Here is a 26,960-nt window from a genome sequence, read left to right on the forward strand (position 1 = left end):
TAGTTTAAAACAACTTTTCCTGGAGCCATAATCTTTGGAATTTTCCATGCGGGTCATATCTTTCTGCCTGTCTTTTGGTATTGAACTTTCGATCTCTGGGGTCGTTGCCTACCCCGCTTACATACATCCAGTTACCCCAATTGCTATGAACATCATAATCAAGAAGCATACTCTCAAAGTAAGCTGCCCCTTTACGCCAGTCTTCGTGCAGTTCTTTAGCCAGGTAGCTTGCCACGTTCTGCCTTCCACGATTACTCATCCAGCCGGTTTGTGCCAGTTCTTTCATGTTGGCATTTACAAAAGTATCGGCGGTTTTACCCTGTACCCATTTAAGAAAAGTAGGGTGGTGGTCCTTCCACTCATATTTCTTATAAAGTATTCCATGTATTTTGAAAATAGCATTACCGTATTTTAGGGATATATATTTAAAATAGTCTCGCCATATCAGCTCAAAGTATAACCAATAAGTATCCTGGTTTTTTGCGATTTGGGTTTCAAATTTTTTGATTTCGCTATAGACTGTTCTTGCAGAAATACTGCCATTGGCAAGCCAGGGAGAAAGCTTAGAACTGTACTCTGTGCCTAAAAGCCCGTTTCTTGTTTTTTTATAAACCTGTAGTTTTTTCGTTTGCCAGAAATAATGATCTATGCGTTGCCTGGCCTTATGTTCTCCCCCTAAAAAGGGAAATGCCGTACGAGTATCTTTTTCAAAGTCCTTAAGGCTTAAGCTTTCAAGAGTAGGGATGGGGGTATTCTGTTTTAAAAGGTTTTCCAGGGGCATTACCGAAATAGGAGGTATAGGAGGACGTACCTGTGTTTGTTTTTCACATTTTTTTCGAAAAGTCGTAAAAACCTTAGGAATAGCGGTTATGCTTTCATAAGGAATATCATCAGGATGAAAAAGGAATTGATCGTAAGATGCTATCCATTTTACCCGGGGGTTGTTTTCCTGTAAGGACACATCTATACGGGTTTCTTCAAAAGTCCACTCTTTTTGAGAATATACAGCGGTGATATTATACTCTTTTATAAGGGCAGAGATTGTATGTTCGGGGGTGTCATGAGCTACTATGAGTGATATGTTGTGTTTTTTCAGTGAGTTTTGAAGTTCTTTCACGGTTTGGATAAGGAATGCTGCTCTGTACCTCTCGGTCTTTTTAAAGCCGTATATGGTTGTTTGGTAATGTCTTGGGTCAAAACAATACACGGCTAGTACCTTTTTGTGATTACTACAGGCTAAAGCGAGTGATTGCTGATCGCAGATTCGAAGATCATTACGAAACCATACTAAAGCGGTACTTTCTTGTTGTTTTTGCATTTCTTACTACAATAGAGAACTTCTTCCCAGTTTAGTTCCCATTTTTTTCTCCATGTGAACGAACGTTTACAGGTTTTACAAATTCGTGAAGGTAAGTGAGATTTCCTGACCCCCCGCATTAGTAAGTTTTTGTTTCCTGATCTGGTCTTGCGTATGCAAAACGTTGCAGCAGTTGAACTTCCGAATAGGTGTCCAGCCCTGTTATAGCCACCACTTTTGCTTCATCCAACTTAAGAGAGCCTTCTGTGGTGAGCAATTTTTCTTCTATATACAAATGCTCGATCTGACCTATAATAAGACGGGTTTCATTTTCTTTAATTACATATTCATTTACGTATCGACAGCCTATTTTTACCGGACTGTCTTTTACGTAAGGAGCAGGAAATGTATCGAGATATATCTCTTCCAGTTTGGTTTTATTAAATTCTGATACGCCTTCGGGATAACTGGCAGAACTATGATGTGCATCTTCTACCATATGAGAAACGATATGATTTACTGTGAAATAGCCGGTTTCCTTTATGTTTTTATAGGTGTCCCGGGGTACGGTGAGCGGGCGCATCAGAAAACCTAATAATGGCGGATTGCTGCCTATGTGCATCACACTGTTAAATACAGCTACATTGGTGTTTTTTTCGGTTGATGCGGTAGCTATGAGATTGGCCGGTTTGTAGCCTGCACAACTGTTAATAAGATTAAGACGAAATATTCTGTCCATCTGTTTAATTTCTTCCTGAGTATAATGTATATTCATTTGTTTGTTTTGTTTAATAAAAATAATAAAACTTTGAACAATTAGAAAGTTTACTAAAAGATAAAGTTCGTTTAAATTAGTACATTTGTACAGTTTTAGTATCACTGAAACTATTTTATCCTATTCTATGCAAAATTCCAAAAGAATTGCCATTGTGGGCAGTGGTCTGGTAGGTTCACTACTGGGTATTTATCTTGTGAAAAAAGGCCACCGGGTAACGGTGTTCGATCGAAGGCCGGATATTAGAAACATTCAGTTTTCGGGAAGGTCTATTAACCTGGCAGTGTCTTTACGTGGCTGGAAAGCGATGGATGCTATTGGTATTGGCGATACTATTAGAGAAATGGCGATCCCAATGAATAAAAGAGGGATTCATATAGTTGGTAAACCCCTGTATTTTCAGAATTACGGTAAAGAAGGAGAGGCTATTTACTCCATATCAAGAGGAGCACTGAACAAAAAGATGATAGATCTGGCTGAAACAGCGGGTGTAGAGTTTCTTTTTGAATCTAAAGTTTGGGATATTGATCTTCCTACCGCAACCTTATTTACAGGAGATTCAGAAAAATCAGATTGGAAAGCTCAAAAATTTGATCTGGTCTTTGGTGCGGATGGGGCTTTTTCAAGAATACGACATAAAATGCAGCGTCGCAGTCGTTTTGACTACTCTCAGGAATTTCTTGATGCAGGTTATAAAGAGTTAACTATACCGCCAAATGCAGACGGAAGCCACAAACTGGAAAAAAATTCATTACATATTTGGCCTAGAGGGCGGTTTATGCTGGTGGCACTTCCCAATACTGACGGTAGCTTTACCTGTACTCTTTTCATGCCTTTTGAGGGTGAAAATTCTTTTGATGAACTGGATACTGAAGAGAAGGTGAAAGTGTTTTTTGAAAAACACTTTCCAATAGTTACCGATGATATTCCTAATTTGGTAAAAGACTTCTTTAAAAACCCAACAAGTACGCTGGTTACTATTAAGTGTTTTCCATGGACGTACTGGAACAAAGTAGCCTTGATAGGTGACGCTGCTCATGCAATTGTACCGTTTTACGGACATGGTATGAATGCGGGGTTTGAAGATATTACCGTACTACATGAACTTATGGATAGGTATGGAAATGACTGGGAAGCTATTTTTAAGAACTACGAAACGCTTAGAAAACCCAATGCCGATGCTATTGCCGAATTGAGCTACCGAAACTTTATGGAAATGAGCAGTAAGACGGCTGACGAAGATTTCCTGCTGCGAAAGAAAATAGAAAAATGGTTCTCTGAAAAACACCCTGATAAATGGGTGCCTTTATACAGTAGGGTAACTTTTTCAGATCGCCCCTATGCCGAAGCTTTGGAAGAAGGAGACCGTCAGGCCGCCATTATGGATGAGGTAATGAAACTGGAAAATATCTCACAAAACTGGCAAAGTGAAAATGTAGAACAGCTTATAGTGAAACTACTGGAGACCACCGGCCGAAAAAACAAGCTTAAGAGTAACACTTAAGTTATCGTGTTTTTTTAATTAGAGGAGGATTTTTTCTTTTCATCTTGTGGCATACGGTACCTGAGATTGTAAAACAGGAGATACAGTGTGCCTGCGGTTACTGATACATCAGCAAGATTAAAGATCCCCGTTTCAAATATCCAGATATCCACATACAGGAAATCAGTAACCCCCTCTTTAAAAATACGGTCGTACACATTGCCTAAACCGCCTCCGGTAATAAATGCCAGTGCCAGACCAACATTGAGGTTCAATTGTTTTTTAAAAATGAGATATCCCAAAATAAAAAGCAAGATAAAAGCAGGTATTATAAGAAAGAGAAAGCTTTTAATAACAGGAGGGAATGTACTGCCAAACCCCAAAAAAGCACCGGTATTCTCAACGCGTGTTAAGATCACATTTTTTCCAACCAGTTCAATATATTCATTCATTTCAAGCTCCTGTCGCACAACAGCTTTTGATATTTGATCACAAAGCAGATTGACAATTACTACAATCACTAAAAAAAACCGGGATGTTGCCATAGTAAGGTTCATATAAGCTTCACATAATATTTACTTCCGGTTCAATGGCAATTTGAAATTGCTGCTTTACTACTTTCTGTATGTGATTGGCTAATGTAAGTATTTCTTTTCCGGTAGCATTCGCATGATTAACTAACACTAATGCCTGTTTTTCATGTACTCCGGCATCTCCAAAGCGTTTTCCTTTTAAACCGCATTGCTCAATGAGCCATCCGGCAGGTACTTTTATTTTAGAGGTGTTGGCTGTGGGATATCCTGGTATTTTGGGATGTTTTACTTGTAACGCTTCAAAATGAGATTTTTCAATAACAGGGTTCTTGAAGAAACTACCACTGTTTCCTAAAATTTGCGGATCCGGTAATTTACTTTGCCTTATGGCGATAACTGCTTTTGATACGTCGCGTATATCCGGATTCGTAATGCCTAATTCATGTAATTTACTTTCAATTGCCCCATAATTTGTGTTTAAAATATGCTTGTTTTTTGAAAGTTTTACGGTCATGGAAGTAACTACGACCTTGTTTTTTAAAGCATTTTTGAAAATAGAATCTCTATACCCAAACTTACAATCCTCAAGATTGTATTCCTGTTTTTCTCCGGTGTGTATATGTACTGCCTCACAGGAATGAAAAACGTTTTTTAATTCTACCCCATAGGCACCAATGTTCTGAATAGGAGCAGCACCGGTATTTCCCGGGATCAGGGAAAGGTTTTCCAGTCCTCCGTAATCCTGTGCCAGGGTCCATAAAACAAAATCATGCCAGTTTTCACCCGCATACACTTGTACGAGCACGTGATGAGTATTTTCTTTATTAATTTTTTTACCCTTGATGTTAAGATGAATAACCAGCGCATCGAGATCTTTGGTAAGCAAAAGGTTGCTGCCTCCGCCCAATATAAACTTTTTAGGATAACCGGGTAGTTGTAATACCCTGATAAGATCATCTACTGTGTTTACTTCAACAAAATACCGCGCCTTTACATCAATGCCAAAGGTATTATAGGGTTTTAGAGATATTTTTTTTTGTATGTTCAACCTTTCTGCAAATTATAGGCTTTTAAGCCCTCGCTAAGAATCCTTGCAGATGTAACAAGATCTTCTTTTTTAAGAACATATGCAATGCGAACCTGGTTGAGTCCGATGCCGGAAGTTGAATAGAACCCCGCTGCCGGAGCCATCATCACTGTTTCACCATTTAGATGAAAGCTCTCGAGCATCCATTGTGCAAAATCGTCTGCATTTTGAACGGGAAGCTCGGCAATACAGTAAAAAGCACCCTGCGGTTTTGCTACAGTAACTCCTTCAATTTTGCTCAGTTCGTGTATAAGCGTATCTCTGCGTTCTACATACTCTTCAATTACATCATCAAAATAACTTTGTGGGGTTTCCAGTGCAGCTTCGCTGGCTATCTGTGCAAAAGTGGGAGGCGATAATCTTGCCTGTGCAAATTTTAAAGCTGTAGCAATTACTTTTTTATTTCGGGAAACCAAACAGCCAATCCGTGCACCACACATACTATAGCGTTTTGAGACCGAATCAATCATTATTGCGTTTTCTTCCAGACCAGGTTCCTGTAATACCGAATAGTGATCTTTACCATCGTAGGCAAATTCACGATACACTTCATCTGCAATAAGAAAGAGATCGTGTTTTTTTACGATAGCTGCTAACTTATGTATTTCTTCCTTTGAATACAGGTATCCGGTTGGGTTTCCCGGGTTACATATCAAAATGGCTTTGGTACGGGGCGTTATGAGTTTTTCAAATGCTTCTATGGGAGGCAGCGCAAAGTTATCTTGTATTTTTGATATTACTGGAACTACTTTTACGCCTGATGCTGTGGCAAAACCATTGTAGTTGGCATAAAATGGCTCTGGAATAATGATCTCGTCTCCATCGTCTGCAATAGTACCCATAGCAAAGAGCAGCGCTTCAGAACCTCCTGTGGTCACTATAATGTCCTGAGCATTGATTTCTATATTATTTTTGCGGTAATATTGAGCTAGCTTTTCACGATAAGCTTCAGAACCTTCGCTTCGGCTATACTCTAACACGGTAAGAGTATTATTTTTTATGGCGTTTAAAGCAACTTCCGGAGTTTTTATATCAGGTTGCCCAATGTTTAAATGGAATACTTTAACACCTTTTCTCTTGGCTTCCTCAGCATAAGGAACCAATTTTCTTATGGGGGAAGCAGGCATCTTAGTGCCTTTATTGGAAATTGCTGGCATAGAATCTTTTTTTGCTTTGCAAATTTGCGAAATATATTTTAGATTTTTTGAATATGTTTTAGCAGCTTTCGGCGTTAAAAACTGTTAAAATGTATTTGTTAAATAATTTTTTTTGTTATTTTAACATAACTGACCATCCCGAGAATAATTTACTTTTAATACACATTACTTTCATTGAAGGCCCTGCTTACATATTGCCTTGTAGCGCTGCTAATGCCCGTTATAGTGACGGGGCAGTCGGTTTTTAAAATGCCCCAAGGCCAGGTGAAAGAGACCATTCGCTTTAAATTCATCAATAATCTTATTATTATTCCTGTCGAAGTAAATGGTGTTGAATTATCTTTTTTACTGGATTCAGGAGTTAACAAACCTATTCTCTTTAACATCTCTGAGAATGATTCATTGCAAATGCGTAATATTAAAGAAATCTACCTGAGAGGGTTAGGCAGGGGAGAGGCCACCAAAGCTTATATTTCGCGTGGCAATGAATTCAGGGTTAAGAATATTACCAATTCATTACAGGACATTTATGTAATAATGGATCAGGAACTCAATTTTTCGCCAAGGCTGGGATTTCCTGTTCACGGTATTATAGGTTTTGACCTGTTTCGGGATTTTATTGTAGATATAAATTACATTTCCCATAAAATACGATTTTATGAAAGGACAAATTACAAAGAGAAAAAATGTAAAAAATGTCGTGAGTTTGATCTTGAACTTGTAAATAATAAACCTTACATAGTGGGTTCTGTGGCACTTGAAGGGAAAAAAGAAACTCGTGTAAAACTACTTGTAGATTCCGGAAGCAGTGATGCCCTTTGGTTGTTTCCCAATGAAACAAAAAGTATAGAGATCCCCGAAAAGAGTTTTCGCGATTTTCTGGGGAGGGGATTAAGCGGCAGTATCTTTGGAAAACGTTCGCGTGTAAATCGTTTTAGCCTGGCCGATTTCCATCTTAAAAATGCAAAAGTTGCTTTTCCTGACTCCCTTTCTATAAAATATTTGCGAAATCTGAAAGGACGTAACGGTAGTCTGGGTTCTGAGATGCTTAAGCGTTTTCATGTTACTTTTGATTATAAGGGAAAAAAACTCACGTTGCGTAAGAACGGAAACTTTAATGAGCCTTTTAAATACAACATGAGTGGTATTGAGCTTCAGCATAACGGTTTACGGTATGTAAGAGAGCTGGGCTCCAGCTTTGGTACCACAAGAACATTAAGCGAATCCAATACCAGTAACACCAGCAGTGGTGTACAGGTGCTTCTGGGAGATCGGTTCAGGCTTATGTTATATCCTTCCTTTGAAATAGCAGAAATAAGGGAATCCAGTCCTGCAGCTATATCAGGCCTTAGAACCGGAGATGTCATTTTATCTGTAAACGGCAAACAGGCACACAGGTATTCTTTACATGAGATTGTAGAAATGATCAATAGAAAAGAAGGTCAGCGTGTGAAAATCAAAGTGGACCGGGGCGGAAAAAAACTCAATTTTTATTTTCAGCTTAAAAAAGTATTATAAAAAAACCGGCATAGCCGGTTTTTTTATTCAAAATTTTTTCTGTGCAATAGGCTTATTTTCCATTGGGGTCCAGGACTTTCCCTTTTATCTTTAATGCTATAGTAGGTGTTTCAGCATTAGACATTACAGTAATAGTTTTACGTATAGGGCCTACTCTATTAGTGTCATACTTTACTTCTATGGTGCCATTTTCACCTGGCTGAATAGGTTTTTCAGGCTTTTTAGGTATGGTACATCCGCAACTGGAAGATACATTGGAAATTACCAAAGGGGCATTACCGGTATTTGTGAATTCAAATACCCTGATCCCATCACTTCCTTTGGCTACCTCACCATAGTCTATTGTACTTTCTTTAAACTCAATCTTAGCAACTTTATCCTGGGCATTTAGGGCCATACCCGTTATGATAAAGAGGGCTAATGTGACAATTCTTTTCATGGTTTTTAATTTTATAATGAAATGTAAAATAACTAATTTTTGTTCAACATTCAAAATAAACCGTATTCCTTTCAAATTTTTAGGGATATGGCTACTTTTGCATTCACATTTACAAAAACCAGACCAAACTATGGATATTCCTTCCAAATATAATGCTGCTGCTGTAGAAGACAAATGGTATAATTACTGGATGAAACAAGGGTATTTTCACTCAGAACCTGATGAAAGAGAACCCTATACCATAGTAATTCCACCTCCCAATGTAACCGGTGTCCTTCATATGGGGCATATGTTGAACAATACTATTCAGGATGTATTAATACGAAGAGCGCGGTTAAAAGGATATAATACCTGTTGGGTACCTGGCACAGACCATGCGTCAATCGCTACCGAAGCCAAAGTAGTTGCAAAACTAAAGAGTGAAGGTATAGACAAAGCAGATCTTACCCGCGAAGAATTTTTGAAACACGCTTGGGAATGGACCCATAAACATGGAGGGATCATTCTTGAGCAACTTAAAAAGCTGGGATGTTCCTGTGATTGGGAACGTACCAAGTTTACTATGGATGACGATATGTCGCGTTCAGTGATCAGGGTATTTGTTGATTTATATGAAAAAGGTCTTATTTACAGAGGCTACAGAATGGTGAACTGGGATCCCGAGGCAAAAACCACGCTTTCTGATGAAGAAGTCATATATGAAGAAAGACAGGGCTTTTTGTATCATATAGCTTACTCTATAGAAGGTAGTGATGAAAAAGTAATAATTGCTACCACACGGCCGGAAACCATTTTAGGGGATACGGCTATTTGTATCCATCCCGAAGATGAGCGATATACGCATTTAAAGGGTAAAAGAGCGTTGGTCCCCATTGCTGGCAGGAGTATTCCCATTATTGAGGATACTTATGTAGATATGGAGTTTGGAACCGGTTGTTTAAAAATAACACCGGCACACGATGTGAATGATAAAACACTGGGAGATAAACATCAATTGGAGGTAATTGATATTTTTAATGAAGATGCGACTTTAAATGAAAATGGCCTGCATTACCAGGGAAAAGACCGTTTTATTGTTCGAAAAGAGATGGTAAATGAACTTAAGGAGAAGGGATTCCTTGTAAAAACCGAAGAACACACCAATAAAATAGGCACCTCAGAACGCACCAAAGCCGTAATAGAACCCAGACTTTCCGATCAGTGGTTTTTAAAAATGAAAGAATTGGCGCAACCGGCACTGGATGCAGTAACAAAAGGGGATGTACAACTGGTTCCTGATAAGTTTGTGAATACCTACAACCACTGGATGGAGAACGTTCGGGACTGGAACATATCGCGGCAATTGTGGTGGGGACACCAGATACCCGCATATTATTACGGTTCGGGTAAGGATGATTTTGTGGTAGCCGAAACTGCCGAAGAAGCACTGGTAAAGGCTCGTAAAAAAACAGGAAACCAGACACTTGCTCCCGAAGCACTTACCCAGGACGTTGATGCTTTAGATACCTGGTTCTCCTCGTGGTTATGGCCCATAAGTGTTTTTAATGGGATACTGGAACCTGATAATAAAGAGGTAAACTACTATTATCCAACAAATGACCTGGTAACTGCTCCCGAGATCTTATTCTTTTGGGTAGCCAGAATGATCATTGCAGGTTATGAGTATAGGGGAGAAAAACCCTTTTCCAATGTATATCTTACTGGAATAGTAAGAGACAAGCTCAGAAGAAAAATGTCAAAGCAATTGGGGAACTCTCCGGACCCTTTGGATCTAATAGCCTCGTATGGTGCCGATGGGGTGAGGGTAGGTATGCTGTTAAGTTCACCTGCAGGGAACGATCTTATGTTTGATGAAGAGCTTTGCAAGCAGGGAGGAGCTTTTAGCAATAAGATATGGAATGCCTTCAGATTGGTAAAAACATGGAATATATCTTCCGAAATAGCACAACCGGAAGCTTCCCGTATGGCTATTGCCTGGTATGAATCGAGATTTATGCAGGCATTTGAGAGTATTGAAAATGATTTTGGTAAATACCGAATTTCTAATGCATTAATGACCACGTATAAGCTGGTATGGGACGATTTTTGCTCCTGGTTCCTGGAAATTATAAAACCGGCCTATGGGAAGCCAATAGATGCCGTTACATATAAGTCAGCAATAAAGCTTTTTGAAGGGAACCTTAAATTGTTACATCCGTTTATGCCTTTCCTCACTGAGGAAATATGGCAATATATAGAGTCAAGGTCACCTGAAAATGCCTTGATCGTTTCTGCGTGGCCCGAGTTTCAGCCGTATGATACTTCAATATTGGAAGGCTTTGTAACAGCCTCTGAAGTAATATCAGGAGTTCGTACTATACGAAAGGATAAAAACATTCCATTCAAAGACACACTCTCTTTACTCGTATTGTACAATGAGGAAACTACGGGTAATTTTGACAGTATCATTAAAAAATTGGGAAACCTTTCCGATATGAAAGAAATTCATGAGAAACCTTCGGGTGCATTATCTTTTAGAGTACGCTCAAACGAATATTTTGTTCCGGTTACCGGAAGTGTGAATGTAGAGGATGAGGCTAAAAAAATACGCGAAGAACTCTCTTATACCGAAGGTTTCCTAAAGTCAGTGCAGGCAAAGCTGTCAAATGAACGTTTTGTAAACAACGCTCCGGAGAAGGTGGTAGCTATTGAAAAACAGAAAGAAGCAGATGCTTTGGCCAAAATAGAAACCTTGAAAGAGAGCCTTGCCGGGTTGGAAGGTGCCTAATACATGTTTAAGCCCGGGTAATAAGGGTTTTTATAAGGTGATCTAAAAAAACGAACTGAAACTTTTTAGGATGTGTACCCTGTAAATCAGAGATATTTCAGGTTATTTTTTGTCCTTAGAATCTAAAATATACTTTTTTACAAGCGCTATATAGTTTTTCTTGGCATCGGTTTCAGATACATTCCTTGCCTGAAAAAGGGCATTGGTTTTAAAAGCATTGATAAGGGGCTTTCTACTTCCCGGATTGGCGAAGTTTTTATTGGCTATTTTAAAATAGGCATACATACGCAGAAGTACATCAGCGGGAAGCGGATCGGTGTACCTGTTTACGGCTTCAACAGCTTCTTTAAAAGCTTTATCCAGTGCATCTTCATTCATGACTTCACTTTGCGATAATATCAATGCCACCTTTTACTTTCTGGTTTAATGTGACAGCTACTTTAGCATCAACGGGTAACAAAACATCTACTCTGCTACCAAATTTTATAAATCCGCTATCAGCACCTTGCACTACTTCCTCATTTTCTTTTGCGTAGTTCACAATACGTTTGGCCAGTGCCCCTGCTATTTGCCGGTAGAGTACTTTCCCGTATATGGGATTGGCAACTACTACGGTAGTACGCTCATTTTCGGTCGAAGCTTTGGGATGCCAGGCTACCAGATATTTTCCGGGGTGGTATTTGCTATAGGTTATGGTGCCACTAACGGGATAACGGGTTACATGAACGTTAACCGGAGACATAAAAATGGAAACCTGAATACGCTTATCTTTAAAATACTCGGGATCTTCCACTTCTTCAATAACAACTACTTTCCCATCTACCGGAGCAATGACGTGTTCATTATTTACAGGTGTCTGGCGTTTAGGGTTTCTGAAGAACTGTAAAATAAGCACAAGAAAAATGAGTGCCGCCAGTTGCACGGTTAAACGAAGCCAGGGGATATTGATATAAAAAGTTGCTGTAAGTGCTAACGCAGCAACCAGAAAAAATGTGATCAGAATAATTTTATGTCCTTCTTTATGAAACATAACTAAAAACTTGAAGTGTTAAGTAGGCAAAAGGTGCTGCAAATATAAGACTATCCAAACGATCCAGGAGTCCGCCATGGCCCGGTAGGATGGCCCCACTGTCTTTTACACCTGCCAAGCGTTTAAATTTAGATTCTACCAGATCTCCTAAAGTACCTGTAACTACTACTACCGTGGTGAGCAGAAGCCACTGCCATCTCGAAAGATCGTCACCATACTCGGCCAGTATAAGGGAGGCGATGAGTGCAAAAAGAAATCCTCCGGCAAATCCTTCAATAGTTTTTTTGGGAGATACTGAAGGGAAGAGTTTGCGCTTTCCAAACGTTTTTCCTATTAAAAAGGCAAAAGAGTCATTTACCCAGATCAAAATAAAAATACCAATAATTAAAAATTTAGCAAAATGGTATTCGTAATATGGGATCATGGTAAGAAAAATGAATCCGTTCCCTATATAAAAAAGACTAATGGCAAATCGGGCCATGTTTGAATACTTAAGTCTGCGGTTTTGAAAAAGCTCACCTATGAGAAAAATATTGGCGGCCAGTGTAGTGACAAGGAGTATAAGTGCCAGCTCTTTTTTTTGGGTGTAATCTTCAATAAGATATAGAAACAACCACCACAACCCAAGAAAGGCTAGGAAAATATAATAACCACTCAGCTTAATAAGTTTTTTAAACTCGTAGAGACAGGCCAGCCCGAATACCAGGAATAAAAAGTTAAAAGCTTCAGTATTCAAAATGGCTGCTGACAGCAACAAGAAAACGTATAGTATCCCGGTAATTGATCGCTTGAAAAGTTCTTTCATTCTACAGATCTTCCAATAGGAGCAAATATAAGTTTTTTGAACTACTTCCGTAGGAAAGAAAATCTTTTTCGTCTATAGTGTTAAAGTGCTTTATGGTGGTAATGTTGGTAGGTATTCTTTTTCCGCTTTCATTTTTAATGCGCCTTAACCCTTCACCTATCGTATCAATTAACTGGCTGGTAGTGGCCAATACTACAAAATTATCGGGCAGTTCATTAAGCTTTTGTTCTCCAATCTGATTAGAACTCACAAGAATACCCCCTACATCGGCTACCAGGTTTTCACAGCCTGAAAGGAAAAAGGTGGCACTCCGGCTGTTGTTGGAAAAAGAAAGGTTAAAGCTCTTAAATTTATTCCTGAGATCTTGATCCAAGCAATACACAGAGCTGTTTTTCCAGGTATTTTCTTTTAAGATGTTTTGAAAGGCGTCTGCAATTTCTTCAATAGATTCACAGTAGATAAACTTACCTCCGTTTTTCTTGAAGTTTATCGTAAACTTTTCATCTACGGGTAGCCTGATTTCCGGCATATATTTACCACGTGCTACATGGCCTCTACCAGTAGTGTCTTTGTTTTTTTTCGAGCCGAAGATTCTTTTGAATAAATTCATTTAGAATTTGGGACCAATGCTAACATTAGTTTGAAATTGCGATAAAATAAACACTAAACTAGTGAAATTTTTACATTTTCAAGGCGTTGCCTCCATAAAATACAGGAGGCAGTCCTATTTTTCAATTACTTCTTCTTCTTTTTCAAAGGGACGTTTCCCAAATATTTTTTCCAGATCGTCTTTAAAGATCACTTCTTTATCCAGTAACCGCTCGGCCAGTTCCGTAAGTTTATCTTTTTGCTCGGTTAGAAGTGCCAAAGCTCTTTTATATTGTTCTTCAATGATCCTAGATATTTCTTTATCGATGGTAAGCGCTGTTTCCTCACTGTAAGGTTTTGTAAAGCTGTAATCGTTTTGCCCACTGGAATCGTAATAAGTTAGATTGCCTATTTTGTCATTTAAACCATATATGGTAACCATGGCACGCGCCTGTTTGGTCACTTTTTCCAGATCGCTGAGTGCTCCTGTAGATATTTTATTGAATATTACTTTTTCTGCAGCTCTTCCTCCCAGGGTAGCACACATTTCATCAAGCATTTGCTCAGGCCTTACAATAAGGCGTTCTTCGGGGAGGTACCAGGCAGCACCTAATGATTGCCCTCTTGGAACAATGGTAACTTTCACCAGGGGAGCCGCATGTTCGAGCATCCAGCTTACGGTAGCATGACCCGCTTCGTGATATGCAATGGTTTTTTTCTCTTCCGGAGTAATGATCTTGTTCTTTTTCTCAAGTCCGCCGACAATACGATCTACAGCATCCAGGAAATCCTGACGGTCAACGGCTTTTTTCCCGTTTCGTGCCGCTATCAACGCCGCTTCATTACAAACATTTGCAATATCTGCTCCTGAAAAGCCGGGTGTTTGCTTTGCAAGGAAATCAAGGTCTAATGTTTCCGAGGTTTTGATAGGTCTCAGGTGAACTTCAAATATTTCTTTTCGTTCCCTTAGATCGGGAAGATCTACATAGATCTGACGGTCAAACCTTCCGGCTCTCATAAGTGCTTTATCCAGAATATCTGCGCGGTTGGTGGCAGCCAGTACAATTACATTGGTATTGGTGCCAAAACCATCCATTTCGGTAAGTAGCTGGTTAAGAGTGTTTTCACGCTCATCATTAGAGCCTGTAAAATTGTTCTTTCCTCTTGCACGACCTATAGCATCGATCTCATCAATAAATATGATTGCCGGTGATTTGTCTTTTGCCTGCTTGAAAAGGTCACGAACCCGTGAAGCTCCTACACCTACAAACATTTCTACAAAATCTGAACCGGAAAGTGAAAAGAAAGGTACTTTAGCTTCACCTGCTACTGCTTTGGCCAGAAGTGTTTTACCGGTACCGGGAGGGCCTACCAAAAGTGCACCTTTAGGTATTTTTCCTCCCAATGAGGTATATTTTTCAGGGTTTTTGAGAAACTCTACAATTTCTTCAACTTCTTCTTTTGCTCCTTCAAGACCGGCAACATCTTTAAAAGTAACCCGTGTATCCAGTTTTTCATCAAAAAGACGCGCTTTTGATTTACCGATATTGAAAATCTGTGCTCCGGCACCACCAGAACCTCCACCAGACATTCTTCTCATGAAAAATATCCAAAGCCCCAGGATTAATAGGAACGGCAGAATGAAACCAATAATCTCTGCAAAATAATTAGACTCCTGATCGTATTCTATAATAGTTTCCAGGTTATTGTCTGTGATTGTTTTTTTGGTCTCATTTTCAAAATTCTGAAGATCCCCGAATTTAAGTTCGTAATTCGGTACTTTTGTATTTGATGGTAAAAGTGTTTTACTGTTTACATCCTTATGCACATCTTTTTCCAATGCTTCATCTTTCAAAAAGACTTTGGCATTTCTGGTATTTGTGATAATCAGTATTTTTTCAACGTCTCCATTTTTCAGGAACTCCTGTAATTCGGAAGGGGTGGTTTGCGAGAGTTTTTGCCAGCTACTGCCCCCTGAAAAAAACTGAAAACCGATAATTACAATAAGAATAACGGCATATATCCAGTAAGAAACAAATCTTGGTTTTTTTGTATTTGGGTTGTTTTCTTTCATCCTTTGAATAAAAAATTAATAATTAGTTGGTACCATAGTAACTTTTGCATCGCCCCAGAGACCCTCAATATCATAGAAATCTCTGATGTGCTTTTGGAAAACGTGTACCACTACGTTCACATAATCAAGCAATACCCATTCTGCATTATTAGCCCCTTCAACATGCCATGGCTTATCTTTAAGTTCCTTGCTGACTGTTTTTTGTATAGAGTTTACAATGGCGTTAACCTGAGTGTTGGAAGTACCGTTGCAGATAATAAAATAGTCGCAAACCGTATTCTCAATTTCTCTTAGATCCAGGATACTTATGTCATGTCCTTTTACTTCTTCAATCCCTTTTAAAATAAGTGTTATGAGTTGATCTGCACTACTTTTTTTTATTGCCATTAAATTTAATTATTTTACGCAAAGTTATTACTTTTTTGTTTTTTTACGCCTTGTTATTAACATAAGATTAGATAATAACTAACATTGTACCGTTTACATGATAATCAAACTTGATGCCATTGATTCTACAAACACTTTTTTAAAGGGTTTAAGTAGCCAAAAAGAACTTCCTGATTATACTATAGTAACTACTCGGGAGCAAACTCATGGGCGTGGCCAAATGGGTACTACCTGGAGTGCAGAACCTGGTCAAAACCTTACTTTCAGTGTCTTTAAGCAATTGCAGGGTGTGAATAAGGCATCACAGTTTTATCTTAATATGGCAGTATCAATCGCCATTTTAAAAGCTCTTGAATACTTTGTCATCCCTTCTGTGAAAATTAAATGGCCAAACGACATTTTGTCAGGAAATCAAAAAATATGTGGTATTTTGATCGAAACGGTTTTGCGTCAGCATATTATGAATGCTGCCGTAATAGGTGTTGGGCTCAATGTAAATCAAAACCAGTTTGACGAGCGTTTTAATGCTACTTCTATGAAATTGCTTACGGGAAGGTCGTATTTCCCGGATGAGGTGATGGAAGTGATTATTGATAAATTGAAACACTATGAAAACTATCTTACCAAAAGCGGACAAAAGCAACTAAAGAAGGAATATGAAAGCTATCTTTTCAGAAAAGACAAACCTTCCACATTCATAGATATGGCTACTAATGTGCATTTTATGGGTTTCATTACCGGAGTAAGCCCAAATGGAAAACTCAGAGTATTGCTGGAAGATGAAATTCTGAAAGAATATGCCCTAAAAGAGGTAAAATTACTTTACTGATCTGTCAACCGGCCCATTTTTTCAGCAAGTGTATTGATAAAGCTGGTAATGGGACCTTTGATCATCATCCCCATCATAGGGTTAAAATCTCCTTCAAACGTAAGCTCTACATCACTTTCTTTAACATCTTTTTCCCCGATGTCTGCCGTTAGGGTAAATGGGATCTTATCACTGGCAGCTCCCAAAACTACTTTTTGGTAGGGATCGGATTCCTTTAGTTTCAAGATGATCTCCGGCATGCCTTTCAGGGCAAAAACAAATTTTCCCTCTTCCAGTACTTCAAACTTACTAATACTGTCGGGCATTAGTTTTTCAAAGTTTTTCACATCGGTAAGGAAATTGAACAATTCTTCTGAAGATTTGTGAACGGTGGTTTTAGGACTTTTTATCTGCATAATTCTTAACGTACAATTGACCATTCCGAAGGTGAAGTTCGCCAGGCATTGAGTGTTTCCAGCTCTGCTTCATCAATATATCGGGTATCAACGGCCTGCTCCAGCAGGTGGTCATAATCACTAAGGGTGTATAGTTTTATATTGTGTTTTTCAAAATTTTCTTTTGAAATATCAAATCCGTAGGTAAAAATAGCGATCATGCCCTTAACGCGGGCTCCCTGGTTTTTAAGGGCATCTACGGCTTTAAGGCTGCTATTGCCTGTACTTATGAGGTCTTCTATGACCACTACGTTTTGCCCCGGGTCGAGAAAGCCTTCTATCTGGTTTTCGCGCCCGTGTTTTTTGGGCTCAGGACGCACATATACAAAGGGGAGACCCATGTACTCTGCTACCAGCATACCAATACCAATAGCTCCGGTAGCCACGCCTGCTATTACATCGGGACGACCCATTTCCTTTTCTATTTGTTTGGCCATTTGTTCACGCAGATAGTTGCGTATAGGAGGAAAAGACAAGGTAATACGATTGTCGCAATAGATAGGTGACTGCCAACCGGAAGCCCATGTAAATGGATTTTTGGGATTCAACTTTATTGCATTAATTTGCAAAAGAAGTTCTGCTGTTTTTTTGGCGGTGTTCTTGTCCAATATCATAATTGCAAATGTATAAAGTTTTTGTTAACGATCGCCCTATTATTTTAACCAATGAAATTACAGAGGAAGCAAACCATAAGCTGTACCTGCTTGATACGGCTCCAGTAGAAGAAGTGATCCGGAAAATGTATAATGGGGTATTACAAGAGGTTCATTTTTGTGATTCTGATACGGAACATCTTTTATCTAAATTTCAAACAAAATTACCTCTGGTAATTGCCGGTGGCGGATTGGTGATCAATAAAAATAAGGACACACTTTTTATTTTACGGAACGGGAAATGGGATCTGCCGAAAGGAAAAATGGATAAAGGCGAGACCATTGAAGAAGCGTCAATACGTGAGGTGGAAGAAGAAACAGGGGTAAGCGGTTTGCGTATTGAGAGATTTCTTCAAACTACTTATCATGTTTTTAAGCGTAATGGCACCTTTAAACTCAAAGAAACGCACTGGTATCTCATGCGATCCAAGTATAAAGGGCCCTTAGTACCGCAACATAATGAGGGAATAAAAGAGGTGCGATGGATGAACTCGAAAGAAACGGCCGAAGCGCTCAAAAACTCTTATAAGAACATAAAAGAGCTTTTCCCTTTACTATAGCTTTTTCTTTGGAATGCGATATATGGGATACCTGTTATGTTTCTTTTCGTAGTGTACCGATTTTTTAAATAACCATTGCAACTGTGCTCGGGGGGTTTCTGCAAAAACAGGGTCTTCTGCCTTTTTCAATTCAAATTCTTTTCGCAATAATGAGTCTTTTGCCAGCATTTCTGAAGCGGTATCTTCAAAAACATAGGCCGAATAGCCTTCTTTTTGTTGCAATACCGTATCAAAGAAGTTCCAGTTGAAAAAAGAATCAGTAGTTTCGGGCTCCAATGCTTCCATGATATATCTCATGGCTGGTTGTGCTGTAGGTACTACAATATCTCCTTTACACAAAAAAACACGGTCTTTTACAGTGGTTACCTGTGTGTTGTAATGCCCGTAATGGCCCTCATAAGGATATGGAAAGGTTTTATAAGATTCTATGTAATACACTTCGGCAATTAGGGAGGTATCTTTGGTGATCTCTGTAAACTCTACTGCATTGGCTTCCATTCTTTTTCTTACTTCATACCAACCTGCCGGAACAATATAGCTTTCGGGTACTGTGATATGCTTACCTGCCTTAAAATGATTGTAATACGGTATTTTTTTGGTAAAAGGACGCGATCGATCGTATGAAAGTCGGGGATAGCCTGTTACCTCACTTACTATGGTATCTGCTTCATAGCCCTTGAAATTCAAATAGGATACCTGTGTTGAATCTACTTTCCAGGCAGTGGGATAAAAGGAAGATGCCATTGAGGCTTTTACGGCTTCTTCTTTTAATTTTTTAATAGTATCTCTGTTTTTTTCGGTTATGGCAATCACACTCTTCATCAACTCATAGGTGCCTTTTACTCTTTTTTTATAAGGCTTGAGCATATGGGTTTCTACCATCATACCAAATGTGTTCCAAAGTGCGGTATAACCGGTCGAGTACCGTGCATGATCCATAAATTTGGAAAATCCGGATTCGGGAACTTTGTTGTGTACATTCACGTAGGGGGTAACACCCCAATTTTTAGCTGCCAAAGAATCGGTAAGCTCAGGCATAAGATTGTTGTTGAGATAGGTGCCCATTTTGCCTCCAAGTTTATTGTGTTGTGTAAACAAGTGAGTGAGGGTGTATTGATAATCTGCACCGTTGCTTACATGATTGTCAATAAAAAAGTCGGGTTGAACGAGATGAAATATTTCGGCAAAAGAGAAAGCATTACGGGTGTCACTCTTTATGAAGTCTCTGTTAAGGTCATAATTTCTGGCATTACCACGAAAACCATACTCTTCAGGCCCGTTTTGGTTAGCTCGGGTATAACTGTTTCTGTCAAGGGCTCCTCCAATATTATATACCGGTATAGTTACAATAACGGTTCTTCTGGGAGGTTTTATTTTCTGTATGGCCAGATCCCTGAACAACTGCATAGTAGCATCAATACCGTCACTTTCTCCGGGGTGTATTCCGTTATTTATAAGTACAATGGCATTTCTCTCCCGTAGTTTGGCAAAATTAAAAGCTCCGTCTGCGTTAAAAGTTACAATATGTAATGGGTTTCCACTATCGGTAGTTCCCATGGTTTGTATATTTATTTCGGGAAACTCTCTGGCAAGTTCAATATAAAAATCAATAATTTCCCGATACTCTGGGGTTTGATTACCATTGCTTTTTTCAAAAGGAGTAGGGAAACTTTCTTCTTTTTTAAGCTCAGGGTTTTTACAGGCTACTGCTATAAGTAGTATAAAAAGAAACCGCTTCATAAACATCTGTATTTTTTCATATCAAACATACTTAAAATATCACAAAACGGTTTGGCTATAAATAATCATTTTCAATGGCGATATTGTAACTTTTGATAATGACCTAAGAAAACCTTTTTGGTTATCTGGTTTACAGAGTTTGTCTCTTCAGAGTGATTAGTATTATAAAGAATGGTCGTGTCTCCTGTTTTTTCAGTAGTTGGGGAAAGTATTCAATCTTTTTGGCGTTTTGTTAAATAGTTATAATAGGCCTATGGTCTTCGCTAGGAATCTTTTGATACGCGAACACTATGAGGCACTAATTTTGTATAGTCACCTCCATTTCTAATAACATCCCTTACTATGGAAGAACTGATATATGAGGTTTCTGAAGCGGTAAGTAAAAAAACTGTTTCAATACTGGAGAGTTTTCTGTTGGTATGTGCAATGGCTTTTTCAAATTCAAAATCTGCGGGATTGCGCAACCCCCTTAAAATAAACTCAGCATCGATCTCACGGCAAAAATCGACTGTTAACCCCTGATAGGTAGTTACTTTTACTTTGGGCTCATTATTAAAGGCATTTTCTATAAATGCTTTACGCTCTTCTAAAGAAAACATATATTTTTTGGAAGCATTAATCCCAATGGCAACTACCACTTGATCAAAAAGCTGGATACCCCTTTTGATAATGTCATAATGACCCAGTGTGAGGGGGTCAAAAGATCCCGGAAATAATGCTCTTCTCATACAAATAAAGTTTATGCAGTTTGATTTTACCGTACTTATTTTAATTTTTTATAATTATTCAGGGCGGTGTCAATAGCATTTGCAAAAAGATCTGTTAAGGAAATACCGGCTTTGCCAGCCTGTTTTGGTAATAAACTGGTGTCAGTGAGTCCGGGTACGGTATTAATTTCCAACAAGTGTGGCTCTCCATCTACAAAGATAAACTCACTTCTGGAAAACCCCTGTAACTTGAGAAGCGTGTAAATACGAACCGCCAATGCCGCTACTTTTTCAGCCCATCCTTCGGGTAACAGGGCAGGAGTTGTTTCTTTAGATTGGCCTAAATACTTCGCTTCATAATCAAAAAAATCATTGTCGGTAGTGATCTCAGTAATAGGTAAAGCCATGACTTTGCCCTGATAGGTAATTACACCAACAGATACTTCTCTGCCATTGAGAAAAGACTCAATAATAATTTCATCATCTTCTTTATAGGCCCTTTCAATAGCTTTTTTTAAAGCACTTTTCTCATGAACTTTGCTAATACCAAAACTGCTTCCTGATCTGTTGGCTTTTACAAAGCAGGGGAGCCCTACTTTTGATACGATAGCATTTTCATCAATACTATCCCCACGATTTAAATAATAAGAAACGGCAGTTTTAATTCCGTAAGGTTTTAAGACGGCCAGGGTATCTCGTTTATTAAATGTAAGGGCCGACTGATAAAAACCGCAACTGGTTTGCGGGAGTCCCAACAGGTCAAAATACGCCTGTAAATACCCGTTTTCACCGGGACTGCCATGAATAGCATTAAAAGCACCATCAAAAACAATATGTTCTTTTTCGGTGGTAACACTAAAATCATGCCTGTTTACAGGGTATTCATTTTCATCATCATCAACATAAACCCATTTATCTTTAAGAATGTGTATTCTGTAAGGAGTATATTTTTTACGGTCTAGGTGTTTATATACCGTGTTTCCACTTTTAAGCGATATTTGGTATTCACTGGAATACCCACCCATAAGAACAGCTATTTTTTTGCTCATATATGAAATGGCTTGTAAAAACGTTTAAACAAAAATATCATTTATTTAATGTAAAGTAAAAAGTATTGGGTTTTATATCTTTGCCAATCAAACATAATCTATGAGTTTGTTTAAATTTATATTCAGCAAGTTGTTTTTAAAACAACTGGGTTTTGCGATCCTTGCCGTGATTGTTATAGGTTTCCTTATTTTACAATGGCTCAAAATAAGTACGAATCACGGTGATTTTGTTGTAGTGCCGGATCTTGCCAAAAAAACGGTATTTGAGGCGAACAATGACCTGGAGGAACTTTCGCTGCGTTTTGAGGTTTTAGATTCTGCCGAATTTAATCCTAAATATCCTCGTTTTTCAGTAATTGAACAAAATCCGGCTCCCGGAACTAAAGTAAAAGAAAATCGAAAAATATATCTTACACTTAATCCTTCGGGATACAGAAAAGTAACCGTGCCCAATGTCATACAGGTAACCCGCAGAAATGCCGAATCAATGCTGAGGGCAGTAGGTCTTGAAGTAGAAAAAGTTACCTATATTGATGAACTGGGAAAGGATATGGTGTATTATATAAAACACAAGGGGCAAAATATCACCGAAGGCACGCAACTTACTAAAACATCTAAAGTGGAACTGGTATGTGGAAATGGCAACACCGATACCTATATGCCTGATGATGATATAAATGAAGGAGAAAATGATGACGCATGATGACCCTATAGAGCAGGAAGATGAGCTTTATGAGCATTACAGCTTTACTGCGGGAAAAGGTCAGGAGCCTTTAAGGGTAGATAAATTCCTGATGAATTTTATTGAGAATGCCACCCGAAACAAAATACAACAGGCTGCTAAAAACGGAAATATTTATGTAAATGGTGTAGCTGTAAAGTCTAATTATAAGGTAAAGCCTGATGATGAAGTTAAAGTTCTGTTTGAACATCCGCCTTATGAATTTCTGCTAACACCAGAGAATATCTCTCTGGATGTGGTTTTTGAAGATGACGCACTTTTGGTGGTTAACAAGCCGGCAGGTATGGTGGTTCACCCCGGGCACGGTAATTATTCGGGAACATTGATAAACGCTCTTGTATATCACTTTCAAAATTTACCGGTTAACAGCAATGAAAGGCCTGGCCTTGTGCATCGTATTGATAAAGATACCAGTGGGTTGCTGGTAGTTGCAAAAACCGAAAAGGCAATGACCCATCTGGCCCGACAGTTTTTTAATAAAACATCAAAACGTACATATACCGCATTGGTTTGGGGCAATGTAGAAAGTGATGAAGGTACTATTAAAGGACATATTGGGAGACATCCGAAAAACCGTTTGCAGATGGCGGTTTTTGAAGATAGCAGCCAGGGGAAAGAGGCAGTGACGCACTATAAGGTGATAGAACGTTTGGGGTATGTAACGCTTATATCCTGTACCCTGGAAACCGGACGTACGCATCAAATACGGGCACACATGAAGTATATGGGGCATCCGCTATTTAACGATGAGCGTTATGGGGGGAACCGGATACTGAAAGGAACTGCTTTTACAAAATACAAACAATTTGTAGAAAATTGTTTTAAGGTTCTTCCCAGGCAGGCGCTGCATGCCAAGACACTTGGTTTTGAACACCCTGTTACCGGCACCTTTCTTCGTTTTGATTCTGAACTACCAGATGATATGACCGCCTGTATTGAAAAATGGCGTAACTATGCAACGCATGCAGGTCAATAACCAGTATTGACAAAGCAAATAGTAGTATCAGGAACTTTTACGGGTAAAGCCGGTTTGTTTGCGATGGGATTCCTAATTTTGATAATCTTAAAAAATTGATTTCCAAAGTATATGAAAATTGTAATATCACCCGCTAAGTCACTGAATTATGAGAGCACACTACCTACTTCTCAGAACTCAATGCCGGTTTTTCTGGAAGAGGCTGAAAAACTAAATACGGTTCTCCGCAAAAAGTCTCCCAAGGCTCTTTCGGGGCTTATGAGCATTTCTGATAAGCTGGCTGATCTTAACTGGAAACGAAATCATGAGTTTTCACTGCCGTTTACCCCGGAAAATGCCCGTCCGGCAGTATATGCTTTTAATGGAGACGTATATACCGGCCTTGATGCTTATACCGTACCCAAAGAAAAACTAAACCGTTTACAGGATAGTTTGCGAATTTTGAGTGGTTTGTACGGGGTTTTAAAACCTCTCGATCTTATGCAGCCTTATCGCCTTGAGATGGGAACAAAATTAAAAGTAGGGCGTAACAACACGCTTTATGATTTCTGGAAGAAAAAAATAACGGCACATCTTAATTCGGAACTGAATGAAGGAGAACTTTTTATTAATCTTGCCAGTAATGAGTATTTTGATGCGGTAGATTCAAAAAACCTTAAAGTGCCTGTGGTTACGCCTGTTTTTAAAGATTTTAAAAATGGGAAACTTAAAACCATAAGCTTTTTTGCCAAAAAAGCCCGGGGTATGATGGTCAGATTTATTATTGATACCGGAGCCCAGACCATAGAAGACCTTAAGGGGTTTGATTATGAAGGGTATCGATACAGCGAAGAGCACAGTGTCAAAGAGAATGAACTCGTTTTTGTGCGCTAAGTATCAAGGTAGTGTCTTCTCTGTTTTTCCATAAACACCCGTACGCACCTTTTATTCCGCCAAATGCCAGAAAACTTATTGTGGGTACATTACCTCCACCACGTTTTTCTTTGCAGGACCTTAAAGAAGGCGATGTGAATTTTTGTTACGGCAGCCGTGACGGATTGCTCTGGCCGGTGCTTGACCGCATTTTTGGTTTGAACCTTATCTATGCCAATACTAAAGAGGCCATAAGCCAACGCAAAAACTTCCTGGAAGAGCATGATATTGGTATTTGTGATATTGTGGAGAGTTGTTACCGAAAAAAAATAGATGCTTCCGATCTGGGTATGGAAAAAGTAACTCTTCGTAACCTCTTGTTTTACCTTCGTGGCTATTCAACCATAGATACAATCTTGTTTACAGGAGGTAATAGTAAGAATGGGCCTGAATACTTTTTCAGGAAACACCTAAAGGAAAATGGGAGCCGTTTGGAACCTGTAGATACAGAAGTACCCAGAATTCACAGGTTTGTGCTGGAAAGCGATCATCGCAAAGCTGTAAAAAGAGAATCTTTGCAGGATAAAAAGCGATATATAACGACCATATCGCTTACCGCTCCGTCCGGTTCGGCCAACAGGGCTATTGGAAGTATCCCTCTTTACAAACATTTAAAAAAGAAAGACACCACTTTTTCTACCATAGACTTTAGAGTGATGCAGTACGAGCCCTTTTTTAGAAATTAACCATTTTGATTTACTTCTTCTCCTTTTACGTGCTTAGGTTTGATCCTGAATTTTTTTCTTTTAGGGCGTAATCTCCCATACGACCCCATAATGATTTTTCCGCGTCTTGTTTTTTTATCTCCTTTTCCCATTGTTCTATATGCTTGAAATTAGCCATTAAGATACTAATTTTTATAGTATGTATGGGTATTGGGTTTTTAAGGGTCAAAAACCTTGCAAAGGAGTTTGTAAAATGTGGTAAAATGTCTTTATGCCATAGTCCAGATACTTTATTTTTAAATTCTCATTAGGACTATGCTGATTATTATCCGGATTTACCATAGGTACTATGACTGCCGGAATGTTTAACTCATTAATAAAGGCAGCCACCGGAACGGTTCCTCCCATAATCCTTATTTTGACCGGTTTTTCATTATGTGCTTTTTCCAGTATTTGTTCTATCCATATAGCATAGGGATTATCTAAGGCGGTTCTGAACGGGAGTGTAACGGCACTTTCTGAAAAGGTTACTATCCTGTCGTGTTGCATTCTTTCATCCGGGGTAGGTTCCTTATCAGTTACAAAATATCCCTTATCTTCAATGTGTTTTTTTACAAGTTTTTTAAGGCGCACTCCATCACTTTCCGGTACAAGTCTTATATCAATTGCGGCAGTAGCTTTATCCGGTACTATGGTTCGTGCCTGCTCTCCTGTCCACCCCGATGATAGCCCGCGTACATTAAGCGAAGGGTACTGTAAAGATTCTTGATAGCTGTTGCCTACTTTTTCAGGTGTTTTAATAGCCAGTTTTTTATGAATCATTTCCGGATCATCGGGTACACTCTCCAGTACTTCCTTAACTTTTGCGTCCAGTTCAATACCGTCATAATATCCTTCAATACGTACACGTCCCTCTATGTCTTTCATGGAAGCGAGTAATTGTGAAAGCTGAAATGCGGGATTAGGAGCATAATTCCCGTAATGCCCGCTATGTTGTGGTTTTAAGGGCCCGTAGGTAGTAATGTTTACAGTGGTAATACCCCGACATCCAAATACCAGTGTTGGCTTTTCTGAAGTATGCACCGGGCCGTCTGTGATCACCAAAAAATCGGAAGCAAAAAGTTCACGATACTTTTTTACAGCATCAGGCAGAGGTTTACTGCCTTTTTCCTCTTCACCGTCAAGTACTACTTTTATATTGAAAGGTATTTTTTTACCCTCTTTTTGCAAAAGATCAAGAGCGGACAGTAACATCACAATAGGGCCTTTATCGTCTGCTACTGATCTTCCAAAAAGGCGATGCTCATAATTCACTTCTTCATCCAGATCAGACCATTCTAGCGGTACCCATTCATCTCCCTCTGCTTTTTTAAGGACCACTTCGTATGGGTTGCTCTGGTCCCATTTGGAAGGATCAACAGGTTGTCCGTCCAGATGCATATAGAGTAGAACGGTAGGGACTCCTTCTATCATGGGTTTTACTGCAAAAAACAGAGGTTCTCCTTCTGTTTCAAGCACTGCAGAATTAAATCCGCGGTCATTAAACGCTTTTGTAAGCCAGGTGATGTTTCGCATAATATCACTATGCTCGGAAGCATCATTTGGAATGGCTACCAGTTGCTTAAGGTTCTCAGCAGCTTTGCGAACTTCCATTTTTATATTCTTCTCCTGTTCCTGGCTGTTAAGCAAAACACAAGTTATGAGTGCAATGAAGAAAAATATCCTTTTCATAGATTTGTTTTTTAAGTATTAA

Annotated in this window: 29 protein-coding genes; 9 read left to right on the forward strand and 20 right to left on the reverse strand. The window is 39.0% G+C overall.

The window, feature by feature from the left end:
• Positions 1 to 4 precede the first annotated feature (4 nt).
• Genes WAO84_RS09040 through WAO84_RS09050 form a run of 3 tightly spaced genes read right to left on the reverse strand, consistent with a single transcriptional unit; the run spans position 5 to position 2,072 of the window.
• Positions 5 to 1,318 (reverse strand): DASH family cryptochrome, encoded by a 1,314-nt coding sequence (locus tag WAO84_RS09040; protein ID WP_340065248.1) that lies wholly within the window; start codon positions 1,316 to 1,318, stop codon positions 5 to 7.
• The gene (locus WAO84_RS09045; protein ID WP_340065249.1) at positions 1,288 to 1,437 is read right to left on the reverse strand and encodes a DUF2256 domain-containing protein; all 150 of its coding nucleotides are present in this window, start codon (positions 1,435 to 1,437) and stop codon (positions 1,288 to 1,290) included. Before WAO84_RS09045 ends, WAO84_RS09040 begins: the two co-directional genes overlap by 31 nt.
• A complete protein-coding gene (locus WAO84_RS09050; RefSeq protein ID WP_340065250.1) occupies positions 1,437 to 2,072 on the reverse strand; it encodes a flavin reductase family protein in 636 nt (211 codons plus the stop codon). The genes WAO84_RS09045 and WAO84_RS09050 overlap by 1 nt, the downstream gene beginning before the upstream one ends.
• 127 nt (positions 2,073 to 2,199) lie before the next feature.
• Between WAO84_RS09050 and WAO84_RS09055 the strand changes: the two genes are divergently transcribed.
• Entirely contained in the window at positions 2,200 to 3,576 is a 1,377-nt protein-coding gene (locus WAO84_RS09055) for an FAD-dependent oxidoreductase (RefSeq protein WP_340065252.1), read from the forward strand.
• A 14-nt stretch (positions 3,577 to 3,590) separates the two neighbouring features.
• Here WAO84_RS09055 and lspA read toward each other — a convergent pair whose 3' ends face one another.
• Genes lspA through WAO84_RS09070 form a run of 3 tightly spaced genes read right to left on the reverse strand, consistent with a single transcriptional unit; the run spans position 3,591 to position 6,332 of the window.
• Entirely contained in the window at positions 3,591 to 4,112 is a 522-nt protein-coding gene (lspA, locus tag WAO84_RS09060; RefSeq protein ID WP_340065253.1) for a signal peptidase II, read from the reverse strand.
• A gap of 7 nt (positions 4,113 to 4,119) precedes the next feature.
• Positions 4,120 to 5,136 carry a UDP-N-acetylmuramate dehydrogenase gene (gene murB / locus WAO84_RS09065; protein ID WP_340065254.1) on the reverse strand — a complete coding sequence of 339 codons (1,017 nt, stop codon included), beginning with the start codon at positions 5,134 to 5,136 and terminating at the stop codon, positions 4,120 to 4,122.
• Positions 5,133 to 6,332: a pyridoxal phosphate-dependent aminotransferase gene (locus WAO84_RS09070; RefSeq protein WP_340065255.1), complete on the reverse strand. Its 1,200-nt coding sequence runs from the start codon at positions 6,330 to 6,332 to the stop codon at positions 5,133 to 5,135. Before WAO84_RS09070 ends, murB begins: the two co-directional genes overlap by 4 nt.
• Positions 6,333 to 6,545: 213 nt before the next feature.
• On the opposite strand from WAO84_RS09070, the gene WAO84_RS09075 reads away from it, so the two are divergent.
• Positions 6,546 to 7,850 carry a pepsin/retropepsin-like aspartic protease family protein gene (locus WAO84_RS09075; RefSeq protein ID WP_340065256.1) on the forward strand — a complete coding sequence of 435 codons (1,305 nt, stop codon included), beginning with the start codon at positions 6,546 to 6,548 and terminating at the stop codon, positions 7,848 to 7,850.
• Positions 7,851 to 7,902: 52 nt separating this feature from the next.
• On the opposite strand, the gene WAO84_RS09080 is transcribed toward WAO84_RS09075, so the two are convergent.
• On the reverse strand, positions 7,903 to 8,289 hold the full coding sequence (locus tag WAO84_RS09080; protein ID WP_340065257.1) for a DUF1573 domain-containing protein: 387 nt from the start codon (positions 8,287 to 8,289) through the stop codon (positions 7,903 to 7,905).
• A gap of 130 nt (positions 8,290 to 8,419) precedes the next feature.
• Here WAO84_RS09080 and WAO84_RS09085 point away from each other — a divergent pair, with 130 nt between their 5' ends.
• Complete coding sequence (locus WAO84_RS09085) at positions 8,420 to 11,056, forward strand: valine--tRNA ligase (RefSeq protein ID WP_340065258.1); 2,637 nt, start codon at positions 8,420 to 8,422, stop codon at positions 11,054 to 11,056.
• 102 nt (positions 11,057 to 11,158) lie between these two features.
• Here the strand turns inward: WAO84_RS09085 and WAO84_RS09090 are convergent, their stop codons facing one another.
• The 6 genes from WAO84_RS09090 to rsfS form a co-directional block, all read right to left on the reverse strand.
• The gene (locus tag WAO84_RS09090) at positions 11,159 to 11,434 is read right to left on the reverse strand and encodes an acyl-CoA-binding domain-containing protein (RefSeq protein ID WP_340065259.1); all 276 of its coding nucleotides are present in this window, start codon (positions 11,432 to 11,434) and stop codon (positions 11,159 to 11,161) included.
• 4 nt (positions 11,435 to 11,438) lie between these two features.
• Positions 11,439 to 12,086: a phosphatidylserine decarboxylase family protein gene (locus WAO84_RS09095; protein ID WP_340065261.1), complete on the reverse strand. Its 648-nt coding sequence runs from the start codon at positions 12,084 to 12,086 to the stop codon at positions 11,439 to 11,441.
• Positions 12,076 to 12,891 (reverse strand): phosphatidate cytidylyltransferase, encoded by an 816-nt coding sequence (locus WAO84_RS09100; protein WP_340065262.1) that lies wholly within the window; start codon positions 12,889 to 12,891, stop codon positions 12,076 to 12,078. Before WAO84_RS09100 ends, WAO84_RS09095 begins: the two co-directional genes overlap by 11 nt.
• A gap of 1 nt (position 12,892) precedes the next feature.
• Positions 12,893 to 13,501 (reverse strand): LUD domain-containing protein, encoded by a 609-nt coding sequence (locus WAO84_RS09105; protein ID WP_340065263.1) that lies wholly within the window; start codon positions 13,499 to 13,501, stop codon positions 12,893 to 12,895.
• Positions 13,502 to 13,615: 114 nt separating this feature from the next.
• Positions 13,616 to 15,553, reverse strand: coding sequence for an ATP-dependent zinc metalloprotease FtsH (gene ftsH / locus WAO84_RS09110; RefSeq protein ID WP_340065265.1), 1,938 nt, complete (start codon positions 15,551 to 15,553; stop codon positions 13,616 to 13,618).
• A 15-nt stretch (positions 15,554 to 15,568) separates the two neighbouring features.
• On the reverse strand, positions 15,569 to 15,940 hold the full coding sequence (rsfS, locus tag WAO84_RS09115; protein ID WP_340065267.1) for a ribosome silencing factor: 372 nt from the start codon (positions 15,938 to 15,940) through the stop codon (positions 15,569 to 15,571).
• A gap of 97 nt (positions 15,941 to 16,037) precedes the next feature.
• On the opposite strand from rsfS, the gene WAO84_RS09120 reads away from it, so the two are divergent.
• A complete protein-coding gene (locus tag WAO84_RS09120) occupies positions 16,038 to 16,769 on the forward strand; it encodes a biotin--[acetyl-CoA-carboxylase] ligase (protein WP_340065269.1) in 732 nt (243 codons plus the stop codon).
• On the opposite strand, the gene WAO84_RS09125 is transcribed toward WAO84_RS09120, so the two are convergent.
• A complete protein-coding gene (locus WAO84_RS09125) occupies positions 16,763 to 17,164 on the reverse strand; it encodes an SRPBCC family protein (RefSeq protein ID WP_340065270.1) in 402 nt (133 codons plus the stop codon). The genes WAO84_RS09120 and WAO84_RS09125 overlap by 7 nt on opposite strands.
• A gap of 5 nt (positions 17,165 to 17,169) precedes the next feature.
• The gene (pyrE, locus tag WAO84_RS09130) at positions 17,170 to 17,817 is read right to left on the reverse strand and encodes an orotate phosphoribosyltransferase (RefSeq protein ID WP_340065272.1); all 648 of its coding nucleotides are present in this window, start codon (positions 17,815 to 17,817) and stop codon (positions 17,170 to 17,172) included.
• Between the two features lie 8 nt (positions 17,818 to 17,825).
• Between pyrE and WAO84_RS09135 the strand changes: the two genes are divergently transcribed.
• Positions 17,826 to 18,416, forward strand: a complete 591-nt coding sequence (locus WAO84_RS09135) for an NUDIX hydrolase (protein ID WP_340065274.1) — start codon at positions 17,826 to 17,828, stop codon at positions 18,414 to 18,416.
• Here WAO84_RS09135 and WAO84_RS09140 read toward each other — a convergent pair.
• The 3 genes from WAO84_RS09140 to WAO84_RS09150 all read right to left on the reverse strand — a co-directional run bounded on the left by WAO84_RS09140 (position 18,411) and on the right by WAO84_RS09150 (position 21,912).
• Positions 18,411 to 20,156, reverse strand: a complete 1,746-nt coding sequence (locus WAO84_RS09140; protein ID WP_340065276.1) for a M14 family metallopeptidase — start codon at positions 20,154 to 20,156, stop codon at positions 18,411 to 18,413. The genes WAO84_RS09135 and WAO84_RS09140 overlap by 6 nt on opposite strands.
• A gap of 263 nt (positions 20,157 to 20,419) precedes the next feature.
• Entirely contained in the window at positions 20,420 to 20,884 is a 465-nt protein-coding gene (coaD, locus tag WAO84_RS09145; RefSeq protein WP_340065277.1) for a pantetheine-phosphate adenylyltransferase, read from the reverse strand.
• Positions 20,885 to 20,919: 35 nt separating this feature from the next.
• A complete protein-coding gene (locus WAO84_RS09150) occupies positions 20,920 to 21,912 on the reverse strand; it encodes a D-alanine--D-alanine ligase (RefSeq protein ID WP_340065278.1) in 993 nt (330 codons plus the stop codon).
• A gap of 100 nt (positions 21,913 to 22,012) precedes the next feature.
• Here WAO84_RS09150 and WAO84_RS09155 point away from each other — a divergent pair, with 100 nt between their 5' ends.
• The 4 genes from WAO84_RS09155 to WAO84_RS09170 all read left to right on the forward strand — a co-directional run bounded on the left by WAO84_RS09155 (position 22,013) and on the right by WAO84_RS09170 (position 25,228).
• On the forward strand, positions 22,013 to 22,615 hold the full coding sequence (locus WAO84_RS09155; protein ID WP_340065279.1) for a PASTA domain-containing protein: 603 nt from the start codon (positions 22,013 to 22,015) through the stop codon (positions 22,613 to 22,615).
• Positions 22,602 to 23,630 (forward strand): RluA family pseudouridine synthase, encoded by a 1,029-nt coding sequence (locus WAO84_RS09160; RefSeq protein ID WP_340065280.1) that lies wholly within the window; start codon positions 22,602 to 22,604, stop codon positions 23,628 to 23,630. The genes WAO84_RS09155 and WAO84_RS09160 overlap by 14 nt, the downstream gene beginning before the upstream one ends.
• Positions 23,631 to 23,741: 111 nt before the next feature.
• Complete coding sequence (gene yaaA / locus WAO84_RS09165) at positions 23,742 to 24,503, forward strand: peroxide stress protein YaaA (protein ID WP_340065281.1); 762 nt, start codon at positions 23,742 to 23,744, stop codon at positions 24,501 to 24,503.
• A 20-nt stretch (positions 24,504 to 24,523) separates the two neighbouring features.
• Positions 24,524 to 25,228: a uracil-DNA glycosylase family protein gene (locus WAO84_RS09170; protein ID WP_340065330.1), complete on the forward strand. Its 705-nt coding sequence runs from the start codon at positions 24,524 to 24,526 to the stop codon at positions 25,226 to 25,228.
• Here the strand turns inward: WAO84_RS09170 and WAO84_RS09175 are convergent.
• Positions 25,225 to 25,359, reverse strand: coding sequence for a 30S ribosomal protein THX (locus WAO84_RS09175; protein ID WP_340065282.1), 135 nt, complete (start codon positions 25,357 to 25,359; stop codon positions 25,225 to 25,227). The genes WAO84_RS09170 and WAO84_RS09175 overlap by 4 nt on opposite strands.
• A 73-nt stretch (positions 25,360 to 25,432) precedes the next feature.
• Positions 25,433 to 26,938, reverse strand: a complete 1,506-nt coding sequence (locus WAO84_RS09180; protein ID WP_340065283.1) for a M20/M25/M40 family metallo-hydrolase — start codon at positions 26,936 to 26,938, stop codon at positions 25,433 to 25,435.
• Positions 26,939 to 26,960 lie beyond the last annotated feature (22 nt).

The organism is Ascidiimonas aurantiaca (assembly GCF_037646345.1).
Taxonomy (GTDB): domain Bacteria; phylum Bacteroidota; class Bacteroidia; order Flavobacteriales; family Flavobacteriaceae; genus Ascidiimonas; species Ascidiimonas aurantiaca.

Coding starts and splice junctions, on each gene's coding strand:
- WAO84_RS09040 (WP_340065248.1), bottom strand. CDS start 1,318: ATGCAAAAACAACAAGAAAGTACCGCTTTAGTATGGTTTCGTAATGAT.
- WAO84_RS09045 (WP_340065249.1), bottom strand. CDS start 1,437: ATGCGGGGGGTCAGGAAATCTCACTTACCTTCACGAATTTGTAAAACC.
- WAO84_RS09050 (WP_340065250.1), bottom strand. CDS start 2,072: ATGAATATACATTATACTCAGGAAGAAATTAAACAGATGGACAGAATA.
- WAO84_RS09055 (WP_340065252.1), top strand. CDS start 2,200: ATGCAAAATTCCAAAAGAATTGCCATTGTGGGCAGTGGTCTGGTAGGT.
- lspA (WP_340065253.1), bottom strand. CDS start 4,112: ATGAACCTTACTATGGCAACATCCCGGTTTTTTTTAGTGATTGTAGTA.
- WAO84_RS09070 (WP_340065255.1), bottom strand. CDS start 6,332: ATGCCAGCAATTTCCAATAAAGGCACTAAGATGCCTGCTTCCCCCATA.
- WAO84_RS09075 (WP_340065256.1), top strand. CDS start 6,546: ATGCCCGTTATAGTGACGGGGCAGTCGGTTTTTAAAATGCCCCAAGGC.
- WAO84_RS09080 (WP_340065257.1), bottom strand. CDS start 8,289: ATGAAAAGAATTGTCACATTAGCCCTCTTTATCATAACGGGTATGGCC.
- WAO84_RS09085 (WP_340065258.1), top strand. CDS start 8,420: ATGGATATTCCTTCCAAATATAATGCTGCTGCTGTAGAAGACAAATGG.
- WAO84_RS09090 (WP_340065259.1), bottom strand. CDS start 11,434: ATGAATGAAGATGCACTGGATAAAGCTTTTAAAGAAGCTGTTGAAGCC.
- WAO84_RS09095 (WP_340065261.1), bottom strand. CDS start 12,086: ATGTTTCATAAAGAAGGACATAAAATTATTCTGATCACATTTTTTCTG.
- WAO84_RS09100 (WP_340065262.1), bottom strand. CDS start 12,891: ATGAAAGAACTTTTCAAGCGATCAATTACCGGGATACTATACGTTTTC.
- WAO84_RS09105 (WP_340065263.1), bottom strand. CDS start 13,501: ATGAATTTATTCAAAAGAATCTTCGGCTCGAAAAAAAACAAAGACACT.
- ftsH (WP_340065265.1), bottom strand. CDS start 15,553: ATGAAAGAAAACAACCCAAATACAAAAAAACCAAGATTTGTTTCTTAC.
- rsfS (WP_340065267.1), bottom strand. CDS start 15,940: ATGGCAATAAAAAAAAGTAGTGCAGATCAACTCATAACACTTATTTTA.
- WAO84_RS09120 (WP_340065269.1), top strand. CDS start 16,038: ATGATAATCAAACTTGATGCCATTGATTCTACAAACACTTTTTTAAAG.
- WAO84_RS09125 (WP_340065270.1), bottom strand. CDS start 17,164: ATGCAGATAAAAAGTCCTAAAACCACCGTTCACAAATCTTCAGAAGAA.
- pyrE (WP_340065272.1), bottom strand. CDS start 17,817: ATGATATTGGACAAGAACACCGCCAAAAAAACAGCAGAACTTCTTTTG.
- WAO84_RS09135 (WP_340065274.1), top strand. CDS start 17,826: ATGTATAAAGTTTTTGTTAACGATCGCCCTATTATTTTAACCAATGAA.
- WAO84_RS09140 (WP_340065276.1), bottom strand. CDS start 20,156: ATGAAGCGGTTTCTTTTTATACTACTTATAGCAGTAGCCTGTAAAAAC.
- coaD (WP_340065277.1), bottom strand. CDS start 20,884: ATGAGAAGAGCATTATTTCCGGGATCTTTTGACCCCCTCACACTGGGT.
- WAO84_RS09150 (WP_340065278.1), bottom strand. CDS start 21,912: ATGAGCAAAAAAATAGCTGTTCTTATGGGTGGGTATTCCAGTGAATAC.
- WAO84_RS09155 (WP_340065279.1), top strand. CDS start 22,013: ATGAGTTTGTTTAAATTTATATTCAGCAAGTTGTTTTTAAAACAACTG.
- WAO84_RS09160 (WP_340065280.1), top strand. CDS start 22,602: ATGATGACGCATGATGACCCTATAGAGCAGGAAGATGAGCTTTATGAG.
- yaaA (WP_340065281.1), top strand. CDS start 23,742: ATGAAAATTGTAATATCACCCGCTAAGTCACTGAATTATGAGAGCACA.
- WAO84_RS09175 (WP_340065282.1), bottom strand. CDS start 25,359: ATGGGAAAAGGAGATAAAAAAACAAGACGCGGAAAAATCATTATGGGG.
- WAO84_RS09180 (WP_340065283.1), bottom strand. CDS start 26,938: ATGAAAAGGATATTTTTCTTCATTGCACTCATAACTTGTGTTTTGCTT.